The sequence below is a fragment of the Thermohalobaculum sediminis genome (assembly GCF_023487995.1).
In the GTDB taxonomy this organism is placed as follows: Bacteria; Pseudomonadota; Alphaproteobacteria; order Rhodobacterales; family Rhodobacteraceae; genus Thermohalobaculum; species Thermohalobaculum sediminis.
In genome coordinates, this window is sequence record NZ_JAMFKN010000001.1 from 194,582 (window position 1) to 215,819 (window position 21,238).

At 69.8% G+C, this 21,238-nt stretch carries 18 protein-coding genes; 12 read left to right on the top strand and 6 right to left on the bottom strand.

Annotated elements, in window-relative coordinates; genetic code table 11:
- The first annotated feature begins 88 nt into the window (after window positions 1-88).
- The 3 genes from M1105_RS00885 to M1105_RS00895 all read left to right on the top strand — a co-directional run bounded on the left by M1105_RS00885 (window position 89) and on the right by M1105_RS00895 (window position 2,816).
- Complete coding sequence (locus M1105_RS00885) at window positions 89-868, top strand: MlaA family lipoprotein (RefSeq protein ID WP_249578458.1); 780 nt, start codon at window positions 89-91, stop codon at window positions 866-868.
- A gap of 87 nt (window positions 869-955) precedes the next feature.
- Window positions 956-1,870 carry a polyprenyl synthetase family protein gene (locus tag M1105_RS00890; RefSeq protein ID WP_249578459.1) on the top strand — a complete coding sequence of 305 codons (915 nt, stop codon included), beginning with the start codon at window positions 956-958 and terminating at the stop codon, window positions 1,868-1,870.
- A gap of 49 nt (window positions 1,871-1,919) precedes the next feature.
- Window positions 1,920-2,816 carry a dihydrodipicolinate synthase family protein gene (locus tag M1105_RS00895; protein ID WP_249578460.1) on the top strand — a complete coding sequence of 299 codons (897 nt, stop codon included), beginning with the start codon at window positions 1,920-1,922 and terminating at the stop codon, window positions 2,814-2,816.
- Between the two features lie 34 nt (window positions 2,817-2,850).
- Here M1105_RS00895 and M1105_RS00900 read toward each other — a convergent pair whose 3' ends face one another.
- A complete protein-coding gene (locus tag M1105_RS00900; protein ID WP_249578461.1) occupies window positions 2,851-3,258 on the bottom strand; it encodes a universal stress protein in 408 nt (135 codons plus the stop codon).
- A gap of 212 nt (window positions 3,259-3,470) precedes the next feature.
- Between M1105_RS00900 and M1105_RS00905 the strand changes: the two genes are divergently transcribed.
- From M1105_RS00905 to eno, 5 genes are all read left to right on the top strand, one after another.
- Window positions 3,471-4,169, top strand: coding sequence for a YdcF family protein (locus M1105_RS00905; RefSeq protein ID WP_249578462.1), 699 nt, complete (start codon window positions 3,471-3,473; stop codon window positions 4,167-4,169).
- Window positions 4,166-5,047 (top strand): DMT family transporter, encoded by an 882-nt coding sequence (locus M1105_RS00910; RefSeq protein WP_249578463.1) that lies wholly within the window; start codon window positions 4,166-4,168, stop codon window positions 5,045-5,047. Before M1105_RS00905 ends, M1105_RS00910 begins: the two co-directional genes overlap by 4 nt.
- A complete protein-coding gene (mazG, locus tag M1105_RS00915; protein WP_249578464.1) occupies window positions 5,044-5,883 on the top strand; it encodes a nucleoside triphosphate pyrophosphohydrolase in 840 nt (279 codons plus the stop codon). Before M1105_RS00910 ends, mazG begins: the two co-directional genes overlap by 4 nt.
- Before the next feature lie 117 nt (window positions 5,884-6,000).
- The gene (locus M1105_RS00920) at window positions 6,001-7,026 is read left to right on the top strand and encodes a Fe(3+) ABC transporter substrate-binding protein (protein ID WP_249578465.1); all 1,026 of its coding nucleotides are present in this window, start codon (window positions 6,001-6,003) and stop codon (window positions 7,024-7,026) included.
- A 163-nt stretch (window positions 7,027-7,189) separates the two neighbouring features.
- Window positions 7,190-8,482 carry a phosphopyruvate hydratase gene (eno, locus tag M1105_RS00925; RefSeq protein ID WP_249578466.1) on the top strand — a complete coding sequence of 431 codons (1,293 nt, stop codon included), beginning with the start codon at window positions 7,190-7,192 and terminating at the stop codon, window positions 8,480-8,482.
- A gap of 52 nt (window positions 8,483-8,534) precedes the next feature.
- Here eno and M1105_RS00930 read toward each other — a convergent pair whose 3' ends face one another.
- Window positions 8,535-9,455, bottom strand: a complete 921-nt coding sequence (locus M1105_RS00930) for a calcium/sodium antiporter (protein ID WP_249578467.1) — start codon at window positions 9,453-9,455, stop codon at window positions 8,535-8,537.
- Window positions 9,456-9,683: 228 nt separating this feature from the next.
- Here M1105_RS00930 and M1105_RS00935 point away from each other — a divergent pair, with 228 nt between their 5' ends.
- From M1105_RS00935 to M1105_RS00950, 4 genes are all read left to right on the top strand, one after another.
- Window positions 9,684-9,983, top strand: a complete 300-nt coding sequence (locus tag M1105_RS00935) for an FtsB family cell division protein (RefSeq protein WP_249578468.1) — start codon at window positions 9,684-9,686, stop codon at window positions 9,981-9,983.
- 220 nt (window positions 9,984-10,203) lie between these two features.
- A complete protein-coding gene (pdhA, locus tag M1105_RS00940; RefSeq protein WP_249578469.1) occupies window positions 10,204-11,202 on the top strand; it encodes a pyruvate dehydrogenase (acetyl-transferring) E1 component subunit alpha in 999 nt (332 codons plus the stop codon).
- 17 nt (window positions 11,203-11,219) lie between these two features.
- A complete protein-coding gene (locus M1105_RS00945; RefSeq protein ID WP_249578470.1) occupies window positions 11,220-12,593 on the top strand; it encodes a pyruvate dehydrogenase complex E1 component subunit beta in 1,374 nt (457 codons plus the stop codon).
- A gap of 10 nt (window positions 12,594-12,603) precedes the next feature.
- Entirely contained in the window at window positions 12,604-13,923 is a 1,320-nt protein-coding gene (locus M1105_RS00950; protein WP_249578471.1) for a pyruvate dehydrogenase complex dihydrolipoamide acetyltransferase, read from the top strand.
- A 71-nt stretch (window positions 13,924-13,994) separates the two neighbouring features.
- Here M1105_RS00950 and M1105_RS00955 read toward each other — a convergent pair whose 3' ends face one another.
- The 4 genes from M1105_RS00955 to M1105_RS00970 form a co-directional block, all read right to left on the bottom strand.
- Window positions 13,995-14,564 (bottom strand): EF-hand domain-containing protein, encoded by a 570-nt coding sequence (locus M1105_RS00955; RefSeq protein ID WP_249578472.1) that lies wholly within the window; start codon window positions 14,562-14,564, stop codon window positions 13,995-13,997.
- Between the two features lie 100 nt (window positions 14,565-14,664).
- On the bottom strand, window positions 14,665-17,340 hold the full coding sequence (alaS, locus tag M1105_RS00960; RefSeq protein ID WP_249578473.1) for an alanine--tRNA ligase: 2,676 nt from the start codon (window positions 17,338-17,340) through the stop codon (window positions 14,665-14,667).
- 315 nt (window positions 17,341-17,655) lie between these two features.
- Window positions 17,656-18,714, bottom strand: coding sequence for a recombinase RecA (recA, locus tag M1105_RS00965; protein WP_319936752.1), 1,059 nt, complete (start codon window positions 18,712-18,714; stop codon window positions 17,656-17,658).
- A 143-nt stretch (window positions 18,715-18,857) separates the two neighbouring features.
- Window positions 18,858-21,233 (bottom strand): hybrid sensor histidine kinase/response regulator, encoded by a 2,376-nt coding sequence (locus tag M1105_RS00970; protein ID WP_249578474.1) that lies wholly within the window; start codon window positions 21,231-21,233, stop codon window positions 18,858-18,860.
- Window positions 21,234-21,238 lie beyond the last annotated feature (5 nt).

The window sequence follows — 21,238 nt, forward strand, 5'->3', positions numbered from 1 at the left end:
GTAGGGCTGGCTTGCCGTCGCGCACGATTTCCGGCAGTTTGTAAACAGGTTGAAGCATCGGCTGCAAGCCGCTGACAAGGAAGGCCCGATGAAGTTCGTTCTGTTTTCTGTCAAGATGATTTCGGGTCTCGCTCTGACGGCGCTCGCCGCCTGCGCCTCGGCTGGCCCCGAGGCGGGTTTCGCAGCGCAGGACCCCTACGAGGACACCAACCGGGTGTTCCACGACATCAATGTGGGAATCGACCGGGCGGTGCTGCGCCCCGTCGCGCAGGGCTATGACTTTGTTACGCCCGCCACCTTCCAGCACATGATCGGCAACGGGCTGTCGCATCTCGACCTGCCCGTGGACATGGCGAACCACTTCCTGCAGGGCGAGGCGATGGCCGGGCTGCGGACGCTGGGACGCCTGACGCTCAACACGGTGCTGGGCATGGGCGGCCTGCTGGACCCTGCCACCGAGTTCGGACTGCCGCGCGAGCAGACCGACTTCGGCATTACGCTGGGGCGCTGGGGCGCGGGACAGGGGGCCTATCTCGTCATCCCGCTGATCGGGCCGAGCACGCCGCGCGACCTCGCGGGCTTCGTTGTCGACCTCGCCTTCAGCCCGCAGACCTATTTCGGCATCACCGGCTCGGACACGGTGAACGTGCTCTCGATCCCGCTGAACGTGGTCGAGCGGGTCGACACGCGCAACCGCAACGCGGACCTGATCGACGAGCTGCTCTACGAGAGCGCGGACAGCTATGTGACGCTGCGCTCGGTCTATCTCCAGCGGCGCGCGGCACAGATCGCGGGCGAGGACGCGACCGAGGCGCTGCCCGACATCTTCGACGAAGAGGCCGAGGAGGCAGCGCCGGCGACCAACTGAGCCCGGCAGCCGCCGCGCCCTTCTCCAGTGCCGCACGGCCCGGCGTCGCGTCACGGCGCAGGCCGATCCATTCCGACGAGGACGACGATGCAGATGACCGATGCCTCCTTCGCCGAATCGCTCAGCGAGGCCGCGGCGGAAGCCGAGCGCGCGCTCGATGCCTGTCTGCCTGCGGCGACCGACGCAGCACCCGGCGAGGCCGAACTGATTGCCGCGATGCGCTACGCGGTGATGGGCGGCGGCAAGCGGCTGCGCGCCTACTTGGCGATGGAGGCGGCGCGCCTCTTCGACGCCCCCGCGCCGCGCGGGGCGCGGGTGGGCGCGGCGATGGAGTGCCTGCACGCCTACAGCCTGGTGCATGATGACATGCCCTGCATGGACGACGACGACCTGCGGCGCGGCAAGCCCACGGTGCACAAGGTCTGGGACGAGGCAACGGCGGTGCTGGCGGGCGACGCCCTGCAGACCATGGCCTTCGAGATCCTGGCCGACCCTGCCACCCACCCAGACGGCGCGGTGCGGGCGCGGCTGTGCCTGCGGCTGGCGCAGGCCAGCGGCCATGCGGGCATGGTCGGCGGGCAGGCGATCGACCTCGCGGCCGAGACCGCCACCGATCCGATGGGGCCCGACATGGTGCGCAAGCTGCAGGCGATGAAGACCGGCGCGCTGATCGAGGTCTCGGCCGAGGCCGGCGCCATCGTCGGCGGCGCCGATTCGGCCCAAATCGGCCGTATCCGCGCCTATGCCCGCGCGCTGGGCGAGGCGTTCCAGATCGCCGACGACCTGCTCGACGTCACCGGCACGGTCGAGGAAGTGGGCAAGGCGGTCGGCAAGGACGCGGGCGCGGGCAAGGCGACCTTCGTCGACATCCTGGGCATCGAGGGCGCGCGGGCACGGGCGGACGAGCTCGTGGCCCAGGCCGCGGCCGAGCTTGCCCCCTTCGGCGCGCGGGCGGCGCACCTGGTGGAGGCCGCGCGCTTCGTGGTCGAGCGGCGCTCGTGATGCATGGCGGGGCCGTCCGGCGGCGGCCCGCGGGCGGAAAGGGACGGCGATGACCGCGCAGCAGGGATTTGCCGGGGTGATCCCCTACCTCGTCTCGCCGGTCGACGGGGCGGGCGAGATCGACCGCGCGGTGCTGGCGGCACTGGTCGAGCACCTGATCGGCGCGGACGTGCACGGGCTCACGCCGCTCGGCTCGACCGGAGAGTTCGCCTATCTCGACGCGCGCCGCCGCGCCGATGTCGTGCAGACCGTGGTCGAGGCCGCGCGCGGCCGCGTGCCCGTGATCGCAGGCGTCGCCGCCACCACCACCGCGGCGGCGGTCGCGCAGGCGGAGCACTACCGCGAGATGGGCGTCGCCGGCGTCATGGCGACGCTGGAGGCGTATTTCCCGATCCCCGAGGACGGGGTCGTCGCCTATTTCACCGCCATCGCCGAGGCTGCGGGGCTGCCCGTGGTCATCTACACCAATCCGAACTTCCAGCGGCAGGACCTGAGCCTTTCGGTGATCGAGCGCCTCTCGCAGGTGCCGAACATCCGCTACCTCAAGGATGCCTCGACCAACACGGGGCGGCTGCTCACCATCATGCAGCGCACCGAGGGGCGGCTGGGCATCTTCGCGGCGTCGTCGCACATCACGGCCGCGGTGATGCTGATCGGGGGCCTGGGCTGGATGGCCGGGCCGTCCTGCCTCGTGCCGCGCCAGTCGGTCGAGCTCTACGAGCTGTGCCGAGCCGGGCGCTGGGACGCGGCGATGGCCCTGCAGCGCCGGCTTTGGGCGGTGAACGAGGTGTTCGCGCGCTACAACCTCGCGGGCGCGGTCAAGGCGGGGCTGCGGTTGCAGGGGTTCGAGGTCGGCGACCCCCTGCCCCCGCAACCGGCGCTCGATGCCGCGGGCCGGGCCGAGGTGCGGCGCGCGCTGGAGGGCTGCGGCGCACTGCCGGCCTGAGACCCCGCCGGAACTGCGCCCACGGGGGCGCGGCTCAGCGCAGGACGTGGACGCAGCAGGGCGCGTGACGCACCACCCGCGCCGCGGTCGAGCCGAGGAAGTAATCCTCGAGCCCCGGCTTGTGCGAGGCGATCACGATGCAGTCGACCTTGTGATCCTCGGCATAGTCGAGGATCGTCCGACCCGAATGCCCCCAGACCACCTTGCCCTCGACATTGCCGGCCCCGCCTGCGAGTTCCCGGATGGCGTTGATGGCCGCGTCCTCGTTGCGGCGCAGCGTGCCCTCGGGCAGGTGGCTCACGGCGAATCCGGGGATCTCCTCCATCACATGCAGCAGCGTGATCTGGCCGTCGCGGTCCAGAAGCTGCTGCGCGACGGCAAGCGCCGAGCGGCCCTTCTCGGCGTGGTCGAGCGCGACGGGGACGAGAATGTTCTTGTACATGCTGAGCCCTCCTTCCTTGGGTGTTCCTGTCTTCGCCCGGCGCCGGGGCCCGCGCATTGACCAAGATCATGCCGCGCGAATTCCGCCGAGCCGCGTCGGGGCGCGGGCGCGCGCGCCCCTGGATCTGGCATGGCGTGCGCGCAGCGGCTAAAGAGGGCCCGCGACGGGCCCGTCCGCCCGCCGCGCGCCGAGCCCCGGAGTGCCGACCGCCCATGAATACCCAAGCCACCCCGACGAGACCGCGGCCGCGCCGGGCGCTGCTGGCCCTTGGGCGCCTCGTGCTTGCCGTCGGAGCGCTGGGCGGGTTGAGCGTCGCCGGAACCTTCGCCGCCGCCGAGGCGCACCGCGCCCTTGCCGCCGACCCGCCCCGGCAGGCCGCGCTGATCGTGGTGTTCGGCGGCGAGTTCGGCAACAACCCCTGTCGGGCGGACACCGATTTCCGGATGCTGCGCGCGCTCGAGGTCGCCGCGCTGATGCCCGAGGCGCTGGTCGTGCTGACGGAGACGCTGGTGCCCTATCCCGCCCTCGCCGAGGCGAACATCGCCGTACTCGCGCGGTTGAGCGGCCTGCCCGAACCCGCGCGCCTGCTGGTCGAGCCGCGCGCGACCTCGACCTTCGAGAACGTGCGCTTCACCGCCGAACTGCTGGGCGGCGCGCCCGAGGGGCGGGTGCTGCTGGTGACCGACGCCGTGCACATGGCGCGGGCGCGGGTGCTGTGGCGCCATTTCATGGGCGCCTGGCCCGATTATGCGCTGGCGCGGACGCGGGGCCGGCCGCTCAGCCGGGTGCGGCTGAGCTATCACCTGCGCGAGGCGGCGGCCTGGTGGCTCAACCTCGGCAAGGTCGCGGCCTGGGAGGGGCTGGCGCTGGCGGGCGTCGGCGAGGACGTTCGCGGGAGGCTGATCCGATGAGCCCGCGCGACACCGCCGCCGCGCCCCCTGCCCGGCCGCTGGTCGCCGCGGGCTGGATGCTGGGCGCCATCGCGTCGTTCGGCGCGATGGCGATCGCGGGGCGCGAGCTTTCGGCCGAGCTCGACACCTTCGAGATCATGGCCTACCGCTCGGCCATCGGCTTTCCGATCATCACGGCGATGCTGCTGGCCACGCACGGGGTGGCGGGAATGCGAACCTCGCAGCCCGGCGCCCATGCGACCCGCAACGTGATCCATTTCGCGGCGCAGAACTTCTGGTTCTTCGGCATCGCGACCATCCCGCTGGCGCAGCTTGTGGCCATCGAGTTCACGAGCCCGATCTGGATCGCCCTGCTCGCGCCGCTTCTGCTGGGCGAGCGGATGACGCGGGCGGGGATGATCGCCGCGGCGCTGGGCTTCGCGGGGGTGCTGATCGTGACGCGGCCGGGGCTGGCGCCGCTGGGGCCGGGTCACGCGGCGGCGCTGGCCGCGGCGATCGGCTTTGCCATCACCAACATCTGGACCAAGCGCCTGTCGCGCCGCGAAGGCACGCTCAACATCCTGTTCTGGATGACGCTGAGCCAGATGCTGATGGGCATCGCCTGCGCCCTGCCCGGCGGCATCGCGCTGCCGTCCTGGGGCCTCAGCCCCTGGGTCCTGTTCGTCGGCATCTGCGGGCTGACCGCGCATTTCAGCCTGGCGCGGGCGCTGTTCGCGGCCCCCGCCACCGTGGTCGCGCCGATGGAGTTCATGCGCCTGCCGGTGATCGCTATGGCGGCGGCGTTGATCTATGGCGAGGCGCTGGAGCTTGCCGTCTTTGCGGGAGCGGCACTGATCCTCGCCGGCAATCTGGTCAATCTGCGGGGGGCGCGGCGATGACAGGCGATCGGGCGGCGTCGGACGCGCTGGTGTTCGACCGCGAGGCGGGGATCGAGCGGCTCTTGGAGATCATGGCGCGGCTGAGGGCGCCCGACGGCTGCCCCTGGGACCGCGAGCAGACCTTCGCGAGCATCGCGCCCTACACCATCGAGGAGGCCTGCGAGGTGGCCGACGCCATCGCCGCGGGCGACATGGGCCAACTTCGCGACGAGCTGGGCGACCTGCTGCTTCAGGTCGTCTATCACGCCCGCATGGCCGAGGAGGCGGGCGCCTTCGACTTCGACGCAGTCGTGGCCGCGATCAGCGACAAGATGGTAAGCCGCCATCCGCATGTGTTCGGCGCCGGGCCCGGCGCGGCCCGCGCGAATTGGGCAAGCGCGGACTGGGAGGCGATGAAGGCCGCCGAGCGCGCGGCGAGGGGCGAGACCCGCGACAGCGTGCTGGACGGCGTGCCCGCGACGCTGTCGGCGCTGACGCGCGCGGTGAAGCTGACGACGCGCGCCGCCGCGGTCGGCTTCGACTGGACCGACCCCGAGGACGTGCTGGCGAAGATCGCCGAGGAGACGCGCGAGCTGGTGGACGAGCTGCCGGGCGGGGACGCCGGCCTGATCGAGGAGGAATACGGCGACCTGATGTTCGTGATGGCCAACCTGGCCCGGCACCTGAAGCTGGACCCCGAGGCCGCGCTGCGCCGCGCGAACGCCAAGTTCGAGCGCCGCTTCCGCGCCATCGAGGCTGGACTGCGGGCCGAGGGCAGGACGCCGCAGGACGCGACGCTGGCCGAGATGGACGCCCACTGGAACGGCGCCAAGGCGCGCGAGAAGGCCGCCGGCTGAACCTCGCGGCAGGTCGCCGCAGGTCCTTGAGAAATGACCTGACTGTTTTGATCAGATATTGATCCGACTCTTTTTGTCGGTTATCAGGGCTGCAGCCACGCAACGAGGGAGATCCCGATGTTCCGACCCCTGACCGCCGCCGCAACCGCGCTGGCAACGCTGTTCGGTGCCGCCACGGCGCTGGCCGCCGAGGTGAACGTCTACACCACGCGCCAGCCCGAGCTGATCCAGCCGATCTTCGACGCCTTCACCGCCGAGAGCGGCATCAAGGTGAACGTGCTCTATGCCGAGAAGGGCCTGATCGAGCGGATGAAGGCCGAAGGCGACCGCAGCCCGGCGGACCTCTACATGACCGCCGACGTCTCGAACGTGAAGGCGGCGACCGACGCGGGCCTCACCCAGCCGCATGGCAACGCCACCGTGGGCGACATCGTCCCGGCCGAACTGCGCGACGAGGCGGGCCACTGGTTCGCCCTGACGACCCGCGCCCGCGTGGCCTATGTTTCCAAGGAGCGCGTGGCCGAGGGCGAGGTAACGACCTTCGAGGACCTGGCCGACCCGAAGTGGAAGGGCCGCATCTGCACCCGCCCGGGCAGCCATTCCTACAATCTCGCGCTGATCTCGGCGGTGATCGCCCATCACGGCGAGGAGGCCGCAAAGACCTGGGTCGAGGGGCTGCGCGACAACCTCGCGCGCAAGCCGCAGGGCAACGACCGTGCGCAGGTCAAGGCGGTCTGGGCTGGCGAGTGCGACATCGCCATCGGCAACACTTACTACATGGGCCAGATGCTGGCCGATCCCGAGCAGGTGCCTTGGGCCGAGTCGGTGCGCGTGGTGTTCCCGACCTTCGAGGGCGGCGGCGCGCATGTGAACATTTCGGGCGCGGCGCTTACCCGCTCGGCGCCGAACAAGGCCGAGGCCGAGAAGCTGATCGACTTCCTGCTCTCGCCCGCGGCGCAGGAGCTCTATGCCGGCCTCAACCACGAATACCCGGTGCGCGCGGGCGTCCCCGCCTCGGAGCTGGTGCAGAGCTGGGGCAGCTTCACGCCCGACACGATCGGCCTGACCAAGATCGGCAGCCTGCGCGGCGAGGCGCTGAGGATCGTCGAGGAGACGCAGTTCGACCTCGGCCCGAACTCCTGACGGGCCAGGCCACGTGCCGGCAGCCTTGGCGGGCGTCCTTCGGGGCGCCCGCTGCATTTTGTCGCCCGCGCGCCCTGCCCTGCCGCCCCTGCCCTAGGCGCCGCGCGCCGCGAGGTGTAAGAGTGCCTCCGACCACGCAGAACCGCCGGCAGGGAGGCACCCCATGAGCGTCATCATCGACATCACCGCGCGCGAGATCCTGGACAGCCGGGGCAACCCGACCGTCGAGGTGGACGTGCTGCTGGAGGACGGCGCCGAGGGGCGCGCGGCCGTGCCCTCGGGCGCCTCGACCGGCGCGCACGAAGCGGTGGAGCTGCGCGACGGCGATCCCGCGCGCTACAAGGGCAAGGGCGTGCTGAAGGCCGTCGAGGCGGTGAACGGCGAGATCTTCGAGGCGCTGGCCGGCACCGACGCGCTGGCGCAGAAGTCGCTCGACCAGATGATGATCGAGCTCGACGGCACGCCCAACAAGTCGCGGCTGGGTGCCAACGCCATCCTGGGTGTGAGTCTGGCGGTGGCGAAGGCGGCGGCGGCCTCGTCCGGCCTGCCGCTCTACCGCTATGTCGGGGGCGTCTCGGCTCGCACGCTGCCGGTGCCGATGATGAACATCCTCAATGGCGGCCAACACGCCGACAACCCCATCGACATCCAGGAATTCATGGTGATGCCGGTGGCCGCGGGCTCGATCGCCGAGGCCGTGCGCTGGGGGGCCGAGATCTTCCACACGCTGAAGGCGGGGCTGAAGCAGGCCAGGCACAACACGAACGTGGGCGACGAGGGCGGATTCGCGCCCAATATCGGCTCGTCGCGCGAGGCGCTCGACTTCATCATGTCCTCGGTCGAGAAGGCGGGCTTCAAGCCGGGCGCGGAAGTGGCGCTGGCGCTCGATGCCGCCTCGACCGAGTTCTACGACGCCGAGGCCGGGCTCTACCGCATGACGGGCGAAGGGCTCGAGCTCACCTCGGGCGAGATGGCCGCCTATCTCCAGAAGCTGGTCGCCGACTACCCGATCATCTCGATCGAGGACGGCATGGCCGAGGACGACTGGGACGGCTGGTACGCCCTGACCGACATCATCGGCAAGCAGTGCCAGCTTGTGGGCGACGACCTGTTCGTCACCAATGTCGAGCGGCTCAAGCGCGGCATCGACCTTGGTTGCGCCAATTCCGTGCTGGTCAAGGTCAACCAGATCGGCTCGCTTTCGGAAACGCTCGAGGCCGTTCGCATGGCGCACCGCGCGCATTACACCGCGGTGATGTCGCACCGCTCGGGCGAGACCGAGGACGCGACCATCGCCGATCTCGCGGTCGCGACCAACTGCGGGCAGATAAAGACGGGAAGCCTCGCGCGCTCGGACAGGCTGGCTAAGTACAACCAGCTCATCCGCATCGAGGAGGAACTGGGCGAGGCCGCGCATTATGCCGGCACCTCGGTCGTCCCGCGCGGCGACCGCTGAGCGGCGGCAAGGATGACGGCCCCGGGGGCGACTCCGGGGCCGTTTTCGTTCGTCAGAGCATCAGCGCCAGATAACCGGCATAGCCCGCGATCAGCGCCACGCCGCCCGCGCGCGACATGCGGCCGCGCACGAGGATGACGAAGACCAGCGCGGCGGTCGCCGCCAGCATGGCCGGCATGTCGCGCCAGACTGCCTCGGCCGAGGGAGCGATCTCGCCCACCATCAGCGTCGCGCCGAGAACGCCGAGGATGTTGAAGACGTTCGAGCCCAGGATGTTACCGACGGCAAGCTCGGGGTGGCCACGCCGAGCCGCCATCACCGAGGTCGCAAGCTCGGGCAGCGACGTGCCCACCGCGACGATCGTGGCACCGATCACCGCCTCGGAGATGCTGAACATGCGGGCAAGCTCGACCGCGCCCTCGACGAACAGCCGCGCTCCGAGGAGCGCGGCAACGAGCCCGCCCGCCGCGATCAGGAGCGAGCGCCACAGCACCGGGCGCATCTCCACCGGCTCGTCCGAGGCCGTGCCCCCGCGCGCGAGGGCGACCAGCGCATAGACCGCGAGCGACAGCAGGAACAACGCGCCCAGCATCGGCGTGAGCGGCCCGGCGAGCATGGCGAGCCCGAGTGTCAGGGCGACGAAGACAGCCACCCACAGATCGAAGCGATAATGCTCGCGCTGAAGCGCCATCGGCGCAAGCAGCGCCGCGACCCCACCGATCAGCAGGATGTTCGCGGTGTTCGAACCGATCACGTTGCCGAGCGCGATATCGGGCGAGCCGAGCCGCGCGGCCTCGATCGAGGTCAGAAGCTCGGGCGTCGAGGTGCCGAAGCCGATCAGCAGGACACCGATGACGATGGGCGAGAGCCCCAGCCGGCGCGCGGTTCCCGCGCCTCCGGCCACGAGCGCCTCGCCACCGCCCGCAAGCAGTGCGCCGCCCAGCACGAGCGGCAAGAAGATTTCGATGATCATGGATGTGGCCCCTTGGACCCCTGTCACGCCATGCTGGCGCGCTGGCGCATGTGGGAGCGGCCCCGATCCGCCGCAAGCCCCTTGAGGGGCTTCCGCAACACATCGCGCCAAAATAGCCGGGGCGCGCGAAAAACCCGTTTCAATCCTGGGGCGGATTTCGGCATGGTGAGCTCGATGACCGCGAGAAGCGGCACCGTGGCACCAGCCGCGTAAAGGGATTGGGGTGAGATGAGTAGGCTGGAATGGGGCCAGGTGCTGGTCCCGCTGTTCTTCATCCTGATATTGCTTGCAGCCTTGGGCTTCCTTCATTCGGGGCTTCAGGGCGAGCGCGGCCTGACTGCGCTGCACGACGCCGAGCGCAGCATCGCGACGCTCGAGACCGAACTCGCGGCGCTCGAGGCCGAGAACGCCGCCCTCGAGAACCGCGTGCGCCGGCTCGACGAGAGCTATCTCGACCTCGACCTGCTGGAGGAGCGCGCGCGCAGCGTGCTGGGCTATGTGCGCGGCGACGAGATCGTGATCCGCTGATCGGCGCCGCCCATCGGCATGACGTCGGGGAACAGCGTGCAAGGAAATCAGCGCCGGCGGCCGGAATTCGCAACGAACTGATTTCAATCTCGCGTGCGAACCCCCTACACTCCCGCTAAAGTCCCGAGCCGATGCGCCGTGCCCGGGGACCTCGCATGCCCTCGTCGCGGTGGCGGCGCAGGCATGCCGGTGAGAAGAATGCGTCACACGGAGGAACCCGATGGCTAGTCCCAGAACACGGCGGAAATCGAACAGCCCCTCTCCCGAGGAGATGCTGGGCATGTATCGCGACATGCTGCTGATCCGCCGCTTCGAGGAGAAGGCGGGGCAGCTTTACGGCATGGGCCTGATCGGCGGGTTCTGCCACCTCTACATCGGGCAGGAGGCGGTCGTCGTCGGCCTGCAGGGCGCGGGCAAGAAGGGCGACCAGGTGGTCACCTCGTACCGCGACCACGGGCACATGCTGGCCGCCGGGATGGACGCCAAGGGGGTGATGGCCGAGCTCACCGGGCGCGAGGGCGGCTATTCCAAGGGCAAGGGCGGCTCGATGCACATGTTCTCGAAGGAGGCCGAGTTCTACGGCGGCCACGGGATCGTGGGCGCGCAGGTGCCGATCGGCGCGGGGCTCGCCTTCTCCAACAAGTATCGCGGCTCGGACCAGGTCTCGCTGACCTATTTCGGCGACGGCGCGGCCAACCAGGGCCAGATCTACGAGACCTTCAACATGGCCGCGCTGTGGAAGCTGCCGGTCATCTTCGTGGTCGAGAACAACCAGTACGCCATGGGCACGGCGCAGAAGCGCTCGACCTCGACCCCCGCGCTCTACACCCGTGGCGAGGCCTTCGGCATCAAGGGCGAGGAAGTCGACGGCATGGACGTGCTGGCCGTGCGAGAGGCGGGCGCGCGCGCGCTCGAGCACTGCCGTTCTGGCAAGGGGCCCTACATCCTCGAGATGAAGACCTACCGCTATCGCGGCCACTCGATGTCCGACCCGGCGAAATACCGCACCCGTGAGGAGGTCTCGAAGATGCGCGAGACGCGCGACCCGATCGAGGCGCTGCGCAAGGTGCTGCTGGAGCAGGGCGTCGCCGATGACGACAAGCTCAAGGAAATCGACAAGGACGTGAAGGCCGAGGTCAACGAGTCCGCGAAGTTCGCGCAGGAGAGCCCGGAGCCCGCGCTCGACGAACTCTGGACCGACATCTACGCCGACGCCTGAGCGGGAGGGGACACCACATGACGATCGAAGTGCTGATGCCGGCGCTCTCTCCCACGATGGAGGAGGGCAAGCTTGCCAAGTGGAACGTGAAGGAGGGCGACAGCGTCTCGTCCGGCGACATCATCGCCGAGATCGAGACCGACAAGGCCACGATGGAGGTCGAGGCGGTCGACGAGGGCGTCGTCGGCAAGCTGGTCGTCGCCGAGGGGACCGAGGGGGTCAAGGTCAACGAGGTGATCGCGATCCTGCTGGCCGATGGCGAGGACGCCTCGGCGCTCGACGGCGCCGGCAAGAGTGCGGCCGCTCCTGCGCCCGCGCCAGCCGAGGCGAAGGCGCCGGCCGAGCCGAAGGCGGCACCCGCCGCCGCACCGGTGGCCGACACCTCGCCCGACTGGCCCGAGGGCACGAAGATGACCACGCAGACCGTCCGCGAGGCCCTGCGCGACGCGATGGCCGAGGAGATGCGCCGCGACGACAGCGTCTTCGTGATGGGCGAGGAGGTCGCGGAATACCAGGGCGCCTACAAGATCACGCAAGGGTTGCTGGACGAGTTCGGCGAGCGCCGCGTGATCGACACGCCGATCACCGAGCACGGCTTCGCCGGCATCGGCGTCGGCGCGGCCTTCGGGGGGCTGAGGCCGATCGTCGAGTTCATGACCTTCAACTTCGCCATGCAGGCGATCGACCACATCATCAACTCGGCCGCCAAGACGCTCTACATGTCGGGCGGACAGATGGGCTGCCCCATCGTGTTCCGCGGCCCGAACGGGGCGGCGGCGCGCGTCGCGGCCCAGCACAGCCAGGACTATGCGGCGTGGTATGCGCAGATCCCCGGCCTCAAGGTCTGCATGCCCTACTCGGCGGCGGACGCGAAGGGGTTGCTCAAGTCGGCCATCCGCGACCCGAACCCGGTGATTTTCCTTGAGAACGAGATTCTCTACGGGAAATCCTTCGAGGTGCCCGACCTCGAGGACTTCACCATCCCGATCGGCAAGGCCAAGGTCTGGCGCGAAGGCACGGACGTCACGCTGGTGAGCTTCGGCATCGGCATGACTTATGCGCTGGAGGCCGCCGAGCGGTTGGCGGGCGAGGGCATCTCGGCCGAGGTGATCGACCTGCGCAGCCTGCGGCCGATGGACCGGGGCGCAGTGATCCGCTCGGTGATGAAGACCAACCGCTGCGTCACCATCGAGGAAGGCTGGCCCACCTGCTCGATCGGCAACCACATCTCGGCGGTGCTGATGCAGGAGGCGTTCGACCACCTCGACGCGCCGGTCATCAACCTCACCGGCAAGGACGTGCCGATGCCCTATGCGGCGAACCTCGAGAAGCTGGCGCTCGTGACCACCGACGAGGTGGTCGCGGCCGCCAAGTCCGTCTGCTACCGCTGAGGGGGCGACCATGACCATCGATATCCTGATGCCCGCCCTCTCGCCGACGATGGAAGAGGGCAAGCTCGCCAAGTGGAACGTCAAGGAGGGGGACAGCGTCGCCTCGGGCGACGTGATCGCCGAGATCGAGACCGACAAGGCGACCATGGAGGTCGAAGCCGTCGACGAGGGCGTGGTCAGCAAGATTCTCGTCGCCGAGGGCACCGAGGGCGTGAAGGTCAACGAGGTGATCGCCGTCCTGCTGGAGGAAGGCGAGGACGCGTCAAGCATCGGCGCGGGCGGCGCCCCGGCCACGACGTCCGGGGACGGCGCGGCAGCGAAGTCGAACGGCGCGGGCAAACCCGAGCCCGTGGCCCCGGCCGCCCCGGCACCCGCACCCGCACCCGCGGCGCCCGTGGCGGCGGATGGCGGGCGGATCTTCGCCTCGCCCCTTGCCCGCCGGATCGCGGCGGAGAAGGGGCTCGACCTTGCCGCCATCAAGGGCTCGGGCCCGCATGGCCGGATCGTGAAGGCCGATGTCGAGGCCGCGAAGCCTGGCGCCAAGCCTGCGGCCGAGGCGCCGAAGGCCGCGCCCGCCCCTGCACCCACGGCGATGCCCGCGGGACCGGCGGCCGAGGCGGTCAAGAAGATCTACGCCGACCGCGCCTACACGGAAGTCACGCTCGACGGCATGCGCAAGGTGATCGCCGCGCGCCTGACCGAGGCCAAGCAGACCATCCCGCATTTCTACCTGCGCCGCGACATCGAGCTTGATGCCCTGCTGAAGCTGCGCGGTCAGATGAACGCCAAGGGCGAGAAGCGCGGCATCAAGCTCTCGGTCAACGACTACGTCATCAAGGCCTGTGCGCTCGCGCTGCAGCAGGTTCCGGGCTGCAACGCAGCCTGGGCGGGTGACCGGGTGCTGCAGTTCAAGGCATCCGACGTGGCGGTCGCCGTGGCGATCGAGGGCGGGCTGTTCACGCCCATCATCCGCGATGCCGAGGCGAAATCGCTCTCGGCCATCTCGGCCGAGATGAAGGATCTCGCCGCCCGGGCGCGGGACCGCAAGCTGGCGCCGCAGGAATATCAGGGCGGGGCGTTCGCGATCTCGAATCTCGGCATGTTCGGGATCGACAATTTCGACGCGGTGATCAACCCGCCGCACGCCTCGATCCTCGCGGTCGGCGCGGGCGTCCAGAAGCCGGTGGTGAAGGATGGGGCACTGGCGGTGGCGACCGTGATGTCGGTCACCCTGTCGGTCGACCACCGGGTCATCGACGGCGCGCTGGGGGCGCAGTTCCTCGACGCGGTGAAAGCCTATCTCGAGGACCCGATGTCGATGCTGATGTGAGCATCCGCGAGGCGGGACCATGAAAAGGGCGGCCCTCGGGCCGCCCTTTTCCATTTCGTCCCGGATCGGGGTCAGGGCTTCTGCTGCATCCCGCCGCCCATGCCCATCCCCTTGCCCTTGCCCTTGCCGCCGTGACCCATGCCGCGGCCACCGGCGTCGTCCAGGCTGATCGCTCCGTCGCCGTTGCGGTCGCGCAGGATCACCATGTGGCGATAAGACTTGCCGAATTCGGCGGCGGTCACCTTGCCGTCGCCATCGTCGTCGTGGCCCTGGAAGCGGTCGACCATGTGCTCGCGCATCGCGTCAAGCCAAAGCGCCTCGTATTCCGCCAATGTCAGCATGCCGTCGCCGTCCTTGTCGAAGTACTTGAGCCGGTCGGCGCGGAACGCATCGACCTCGGCCTGGGTGACCTTGCCGTCGCCATCGGCGTCGTAGGTCTCGATCAGGTCGAGGATGCCGGACTTGCCGCCCTGCCGGCCATGCATGCCGCCATGGCCCCCGCCCCCGTCGCCGCCATGCATCATCATGCCGCCATGCTGGCGCCCCGAACCCCCGCCGCTTCCCCCCTCGGCGAGAGCCGCGAGCGGAATGATGGCGGCGACGGCGAGCGCGCCGCCCGCTGCGAGGAAGATCTTTTTCATGGTCCTGTCTCCGTTGCGGTCACATGTCAGCGTGATACGCGCGAGGCGCCCGACTCCGTTGCGGCCGGGCATCCGGGAGCACAGTCTGCGACGCGCCGCCTCAGCCGGCAAGGACCCGCTCGGCCGCCTCGACCGCGGCCTGCGCCTTCGCCCCCTCGGGACCGCCGCCTTGCGCCAAGTCGGGTCGTCCGCCGCCGCCCTTGCCACCCACCGCCTCGACTGCGGCGCGCACGAGATCGACGGCCGAGACGCGCGAGGTCAGATCCTCGGTCACGCCCGCGGCAACCGCGGCCTTGCCGTCGGTGTCGGCGACCAAGACGACCACGCCCGAGCCGAGCCGGCTCTTGTGCTCGTCGATCAGCCCGCGCAGGTCCTTGGGGTTGATGCCCGAGAGCACCTGGCCGAGGAAGCGAACGCCCCCGACCTCGCGGGCCTCGGGCCCCGCGGCGCCACCACCGCCGAGCGCGATCCGGCGCTTGAGCGCCGCGATCTCGGCCTCCATGGCGCGGCGCTCGTCGATCAGCGCACGGACACGCTCGCCAATCTCCTCCGGTCGCGCCCTGAGGGCGGATGCGGCCTCGCCAAGCCGTTGGCCCTGTGCGCTCATGTGCTCGAGCGCCGCCTCGCCGGTCAGCGCCTCGACCCGGCGGATGCCGGCGGCCGAGGCTGCCTCGGCCGTGACCACGAACATGCCGATCTCGCCGGTGCGCGCGACATGGGTGCCGCCGCAGAGCTCGAGCGAATAGGTGCGGCCGGCCGGACCCGCCTCGCCCTCGGGCCGCGCGCCCATCGAGACCACGCGCACCTCGTCGCCATACTTCTCGCCGAACAGCGCCCGGGCGCCCTGCCCGACCGCCTCGTCGGGCGTCATGATCCGGGTCACGACCTCGGCGTTCTGGCGGATATAGGCGTTGACCTCGCGCTCGACGCGGCGAATCTCGTCAGGCGCCATCGCCTTGGTGTGGGCGAAGTCGAAGCGCAGCCGGTCGGGCGCGACGAGGCTGCCGCGCTGGGCAACGTGGTCGCCAAGGGCGCCACGCAGCGCCTCGTGCAGCAGGTGGGTGGCGGAATGGTTGGCGCGGATTGCCGCGCGGCGCGCGCTGGCGACGGTGAGCTCGGCCGCCTCGCCCTGCACGATCTCGCCCGCCTCGATGACGCCGAGATGCACGAAGAGATCGCCCGCGCGCTTCTTCACGTCGGTAACGCGCACGCGCCCGGTGCGGGTCGCGATCAGGCCCGCGTCTCCCACCTGGCCGCCCGACTCGGCGTAGAACGGGGTCTGGTTCATGACGACGAGGACCGGGGTTCCCTCGCCCTGCGCGCTGGTCAGCCGCTCGGGCCGGGCGCCGCCCGAGACGATGGCGCGGACGACACCCTCGGCGCTCTCGGTGTCGTAGCCGAGGAACTCGGTCGCGCCGATCTCCTCGCGCAGGTCGAACCAGAGGCCCTCCTCCGCCGCCTCGCCCGAGCCCGCCCAGGCGGCGCGCGCCTTGGCCTTCTGCTCGGCCATCGCCTTGTCGAAGCCCGCGGTGTCGACCGTGCGGCCCTTCTCGCGCAGCGCGTCCTGCGTGAGATCGAGCGGGAAGCCGAAGGTGTCGTAGAGCTTGAAAGCCGTCTCGCCCGGCAGCGGCGCCCCCGCGGGCAGCGCGGCGAGCTCGTCCTCGAGCAGGCCGAGACCGCGGTCGAGGGTGCGGCGGAAGCGGTGCTCCTCGAGCTCGAGCGTCTCGGCGATCAGCGCCTGCGCGCGGCCGAGCTCGGGGAAGGCCTGTCCCATCTGGCGCACCAACTCCGGGACGAGGCGATGCATGACAGGGCGGTCGGCCCCCAGCAGATGCGCGTGGCGCATCGCGCGGCGCATGATCCGGCGCAGGACGTAGCCGCGCCCCTCGTTCGAGGGCAGCACGCCGTCGGCGATCAGGAACGAGGTCGAGCGCAGGTGGTCGGCAATCACCCGGTGGTGCACACGCGCGTCCGGCCGGTCGGGATCGATGCCGGTCGCATGGGCCGAGGCCTCGATCAGCGCGCGCATGAGGTCCGTGTCGTAGTTGTCGTGCTTGCCCTGCAGCACGGCGCCCACGCGCTCGAGTCCCATGCCGGTGTCAATCGAGGGTCTCGGCAGGCTCTCGCGCCGCCCGTCCTCGAACTGCTCGAACTGCATGAACACGAGGTTCCAGATCTCGATGAAGCGGTCACCGTCCTCGTCGGGACTTCCGGGAGGGCCGCCGGCGATCTGGGGGCCGTGGTCGTAGAAGATCTCGGAGCACGGGCCGCAGGGACCGGTCGGCCCCATCGACCAGAAGTTGTCCGATGTGGCTATGCGGATGATGCGCTCGTCCGGCAGCCCCGCGTATTTCTTCCAGATCCCCGCGGCCTCGTCGTCGTCGTGGTAGACGGTGACCAGCAGGCGATCCTTCGCGAGGCCGAACTCCTTGGTAATCAAGTCCCAGGCGAGCGGGATCGCCAGCTCCTTGAAGTAGTCGCCGAACGAGAAATTCCCCAGCATCTCGAAGAACGTGTGATGCCGCGCGGTGTAGCCGACATTGTCGAGATCGTTGTGCTTGCCGCCCGCGCGCACGCATTTCTGGCTGGTCACGGCGCGAACGTAATCGCGGTGCTCGAGCCCGGTGAAGACGTTCTTGAACTGCACCATCCCGGCGTTCGTGAACATCAGCGTAGGGTCGTTGCGCGGCACGAGCGGCGACGAGGCGACGATCTCGTGCCCGTGCTTCGCGAAATAGTCGAGGAAGGTCGAGCGGATCTCGTTGAGCGACGCCATGGCTGCACCAGTCTGCGAAGGGGCTTTTCAGAGGCGTTCTCTTATCGCGCGCCCGGACGGGTGTCCATGCCGCGCGGGGATCGGCCTTCCCCCGCGCGCGGCCGCACCGTGCCAAATGGAGGGAGGCTTGACGCGGCCTCGTTGGCGACATCCGCGCAACGCCCCGGGCGGGCCAGCCTGCCCGACCCGGTGGACCCGGAGCCGCGCAGGCACGCCCGCCGCGCCTGGAGCACAGCGGTGCCGCGAGCATCGTTGCGCGGCGCCGTGTGGGAGATGCGCTTGGGCGATCTCGCCGCGGGCCGGCGTCAGGAGGCTTCAGGCCTCCATCACGTCGTCCGCGGCCATGTCGAAGTCGAGGCCATGGGCGGCGCGGATCTTGTCCTCGATGGCGAGGGCGATGTCGGCGTTCTCCTTGAGGAACTGGCGGGTGTTCTCGCGTCCCTGGCCGATGCGCTGGTCGCCATAGGAGAACCACGAGCCCGACTTGTCGATCACGCCCGCCTTAACGCCGAGGTCGATCAGCTCGCCGGTCTTCGATATCCCCTCGCCATACATGATGTCGAACTCGACCTGCCGGAAGGGGGGCGCAACCTTGTTCTTGACCACCTTGACGCGCGTCTGGTTGCCCACGGTCTCGTCGCGGTCTTTGATGGCACCGATGCGGCGGATGTCGAGGCGCACGCTCGCATAGAACTTGAGCGCGTTGCCGCCCGTCGTCGTCTCGGGGCTGCCGAACATCACGCCGATCTTCATCCGGATCTGGTTGATGAAGATCACCATGCATTTCGAGCGGCTGATCGAGGCGGTCAGCTTGCGCATCGCCTGGCTCATCAGCCGGGCCTGCGCGCCCACCTGCGCGTCGCCCATGTCGCCCTCGAGCTCGGCCTTCGGCGTGAGCGCGGCGACCGAATCGACCACCACGACCGAGACGGCGCCCGAGCGGACCAGCGTGTCGGTGATCTCGAGCGCCTGCTCGCCCGCATCCGGCTGCGAGATCAGGAGCTCGTCGATGTTCACGCCCAGCTTGCGGGCATAGACCGGGTCGAGCGCGTGCTCGGCATCGACGAAGGCGCAGATGCCGCCCTTCTTCTGCTCCTCGGCGATGGTGTGGAGCGCCAGCGTGGTCTTGCCGGAGCTTTCCGGCCCGTAGATCTCGATGATCCGCCCCTTGGGCAGCCCGCCGATCCCGAGCGCGATGTCGAGCCCGATCGAGCCGGTCGAGATGGCCTCGATGTCCATCGCCGCGCCCTGCTGGCCCAGCTTCATGATCGAGCCCTTGCCGAAACTCCGCTCGATCTGCGCCAGGGCGGATTCGAGAGCCTTCTGCTTGTCCATGCCACGCCTTTCATCCAGCTTGAGGATCGACTGGTCCATTCCGGTGCACCCCTTATTCCACATCACCCCCGGGCGCGCAATTTGCCCGATGTTCTGCGGATGTTCACACAAAGACCGGGACAAAGGAAGAACAAATTCCTGTCCTGCCCGCGCCAGTTGAGGGCGGAACGGTTGACGAACCGTTAATCGCGGGGGGCATGCGGATGGGGCTCGCGAGATGGAGCAGCCCGCTCGGCAAGCACCTCCTTCACCTTCGCGGTCAGCTCGGCGATCGTGAACGGCTTGGCGAGGAAGGCGTAATCCGGGTCGTCCATCGACCTGCGAAAGGCTTCCTCGGCATAGCCGGAGATGAACAGCACCCGCAGCCCCGGCCGGATGGCCCGCGCCCCGGCTGCGAAGCTGGGGCCGTCCATGCCCGGCATCATCACGTCCGAGACCACGAGGTCGATCGGATGGTCCGGCTGGGCGACCAGCGCCAGTGCATCGCGCGCCGAATCGACCGCCGTCACGCGGTAGCCACGCAGGGTCAGCGCCCGCGCCGCCACCGAGCGGACCGAGGCCTCGTCCTCGACCAGAAGTACCGCCCCCTGCCCCGTCAGGTCAGGCTTCGCGACGGCCGGCTCGGGCGCCGGAGCCTCGGCGCCGGCATCGGCCTGCGGCAGCAGGATCCGGAAGCAGGCACCGCCCTCGGCGCGGTTCTCGGCGAAGACGAAACCGCCCGACTGCTTGACGATGCCGTAGACGGTCGAGAGGCCGAGCCCGGTCCCCTCGCCCTGGGGCTTGGTGGTGAAGAAGGGGTCGAAGACCTTGCCGATCACGCTCTCCTCGATCCCGGTGCCCTCGTCGGCGACGGCAAGTTCGACATAGGCGCCGCGGGGGATCACGGTGTCCTGACGGGCCTCGTCGAGAAAGAAATCGCGCCGCCGCGTCGAAATCGTGACCGTGCCGCCCGAAGGCATCGCGTCCCGGGCATTCACCACGAGGTTCATCAGCGCCTGTTCGACCTGCTGCCGATCGGCCCGGACATGGCAGGCATCGCCATCGCGCGCATGGTCGAGCGCAAGATGCACACGGTCGCCGATCAGGCGCACCAGCAGGTAGAGCGTGTCGGACACCACCTCGCGCAGCGAGATGAGCGCGGGATTGAGCGTCTGCTTGCGCGAGAAGGCCAGGAGCTGGCGCACCAACGCCGCCGCGCGGTTGGCGTTCTGCTTGATCTGGTTGAGATCGGCATAATCGGGCTGGCTGGCATCGCGCCCCATCAGCAGCAGGTCGCAGTGCCCGTTAATCGCGGTGAGGAGGTTGTTGAAGTCATGCGCCACCCCGCCGGCGAGCTTGCCCACCGCTTCCATCTTCTGGCTCTGGGCGAACTTGTCCTCGAGCTGGCGCAGCTCGCTCGCATCGGTCAGCACCGCGAGCAGCATCGGGGCGCCGTCGATGTCGCTGCGGATCAGCGAGATCTGCGCGAAGGTCTCCCCCTCCGGGCCGCGCAGCGCCACCATCTCGACCGTCGATTGGAGCCCGCCGATCATCGCCTCGTCGACGAGGCTCGCGAACGGGCGCCCCCGCAGCGACACGAGCCCGGCGAGGTCGCATCCGGGCGGGATGTCGCCGCCAAGCATCCGCCGTGCCGCCTCGTTGAGCCAGACGACGCGGCCTTCGGGGGTGATCTGCAGCACTGCGACGGGGATGCGCTCGAGCCCGACGCTGGAGCCCCGGCGCGCCGATTCCTCGTTGCCCAGTTCGAACAGGAAGAGGTCGGTCGGAGGAGCGATCCCGTCGGCCGAGGCACCGCCGCCCGGCGTCACGACGAAGGCGCGCATCAGCCGGTAGCTGCCATCGGCGTGCGGCAGGAGGAAGCGCCCGGCGCGCGGCAGTCCTTCGGCCATCAGGGGCGCGATCGCCCGGCGCGGGTCGGGCCCGAAGATCGCCCGGAACCGCAGGTTCGTGGCGAGGATCCGGTCGCCCTGCAGCACGGCGTGGCAGAAGGGCGCCGTCTCGTAGCGCCCCGCGATCGAGGCGGGCATGACATTCGCGAGCGTCTCGGGCGCAACCAGGGTCCAGACCACCGCGCCCGGTCCGGCACGGCTGGCGACGAGATAGCGCAGCGCCCCGCCGTCACGGGCGCGCACCTCCTCGAATGCGAAGCCGATCGAGGCCGCGCCGCGGGCGAGGCGGTAGATCATGCGCGCGTCGGTCTCGACCGCCGCGCCCAGCATCCCCTCGACCCGCCGCGCGCCGGATGGCGCGATCCGCGCCATCGCGCGATTCGCGCCGATCACCTGGCCGCCGATCTGGGCAAGCACGGCCGGCTCGTCGGTGTCCGGCAGGCCATCGGGCAGGCCCGCCGGCCGCGCCGCGAGCCCCGCGACCGCAAGGCCCACCAGCGCCGTGATGAGCCCGATCCCACCGGTCATCATCGCAAGGCGCAGGATCGGCGTGCCGCCATCGGCGCTCCAGGTCCAGCCGATCGCCCAGAGCAGCGCGATTAGCAGGATGCCAAGGCCTGCGACGCCGAGTTCCGGCTGCATGCGCAGGATGCGGAAGGGCTGTGCCATGACCT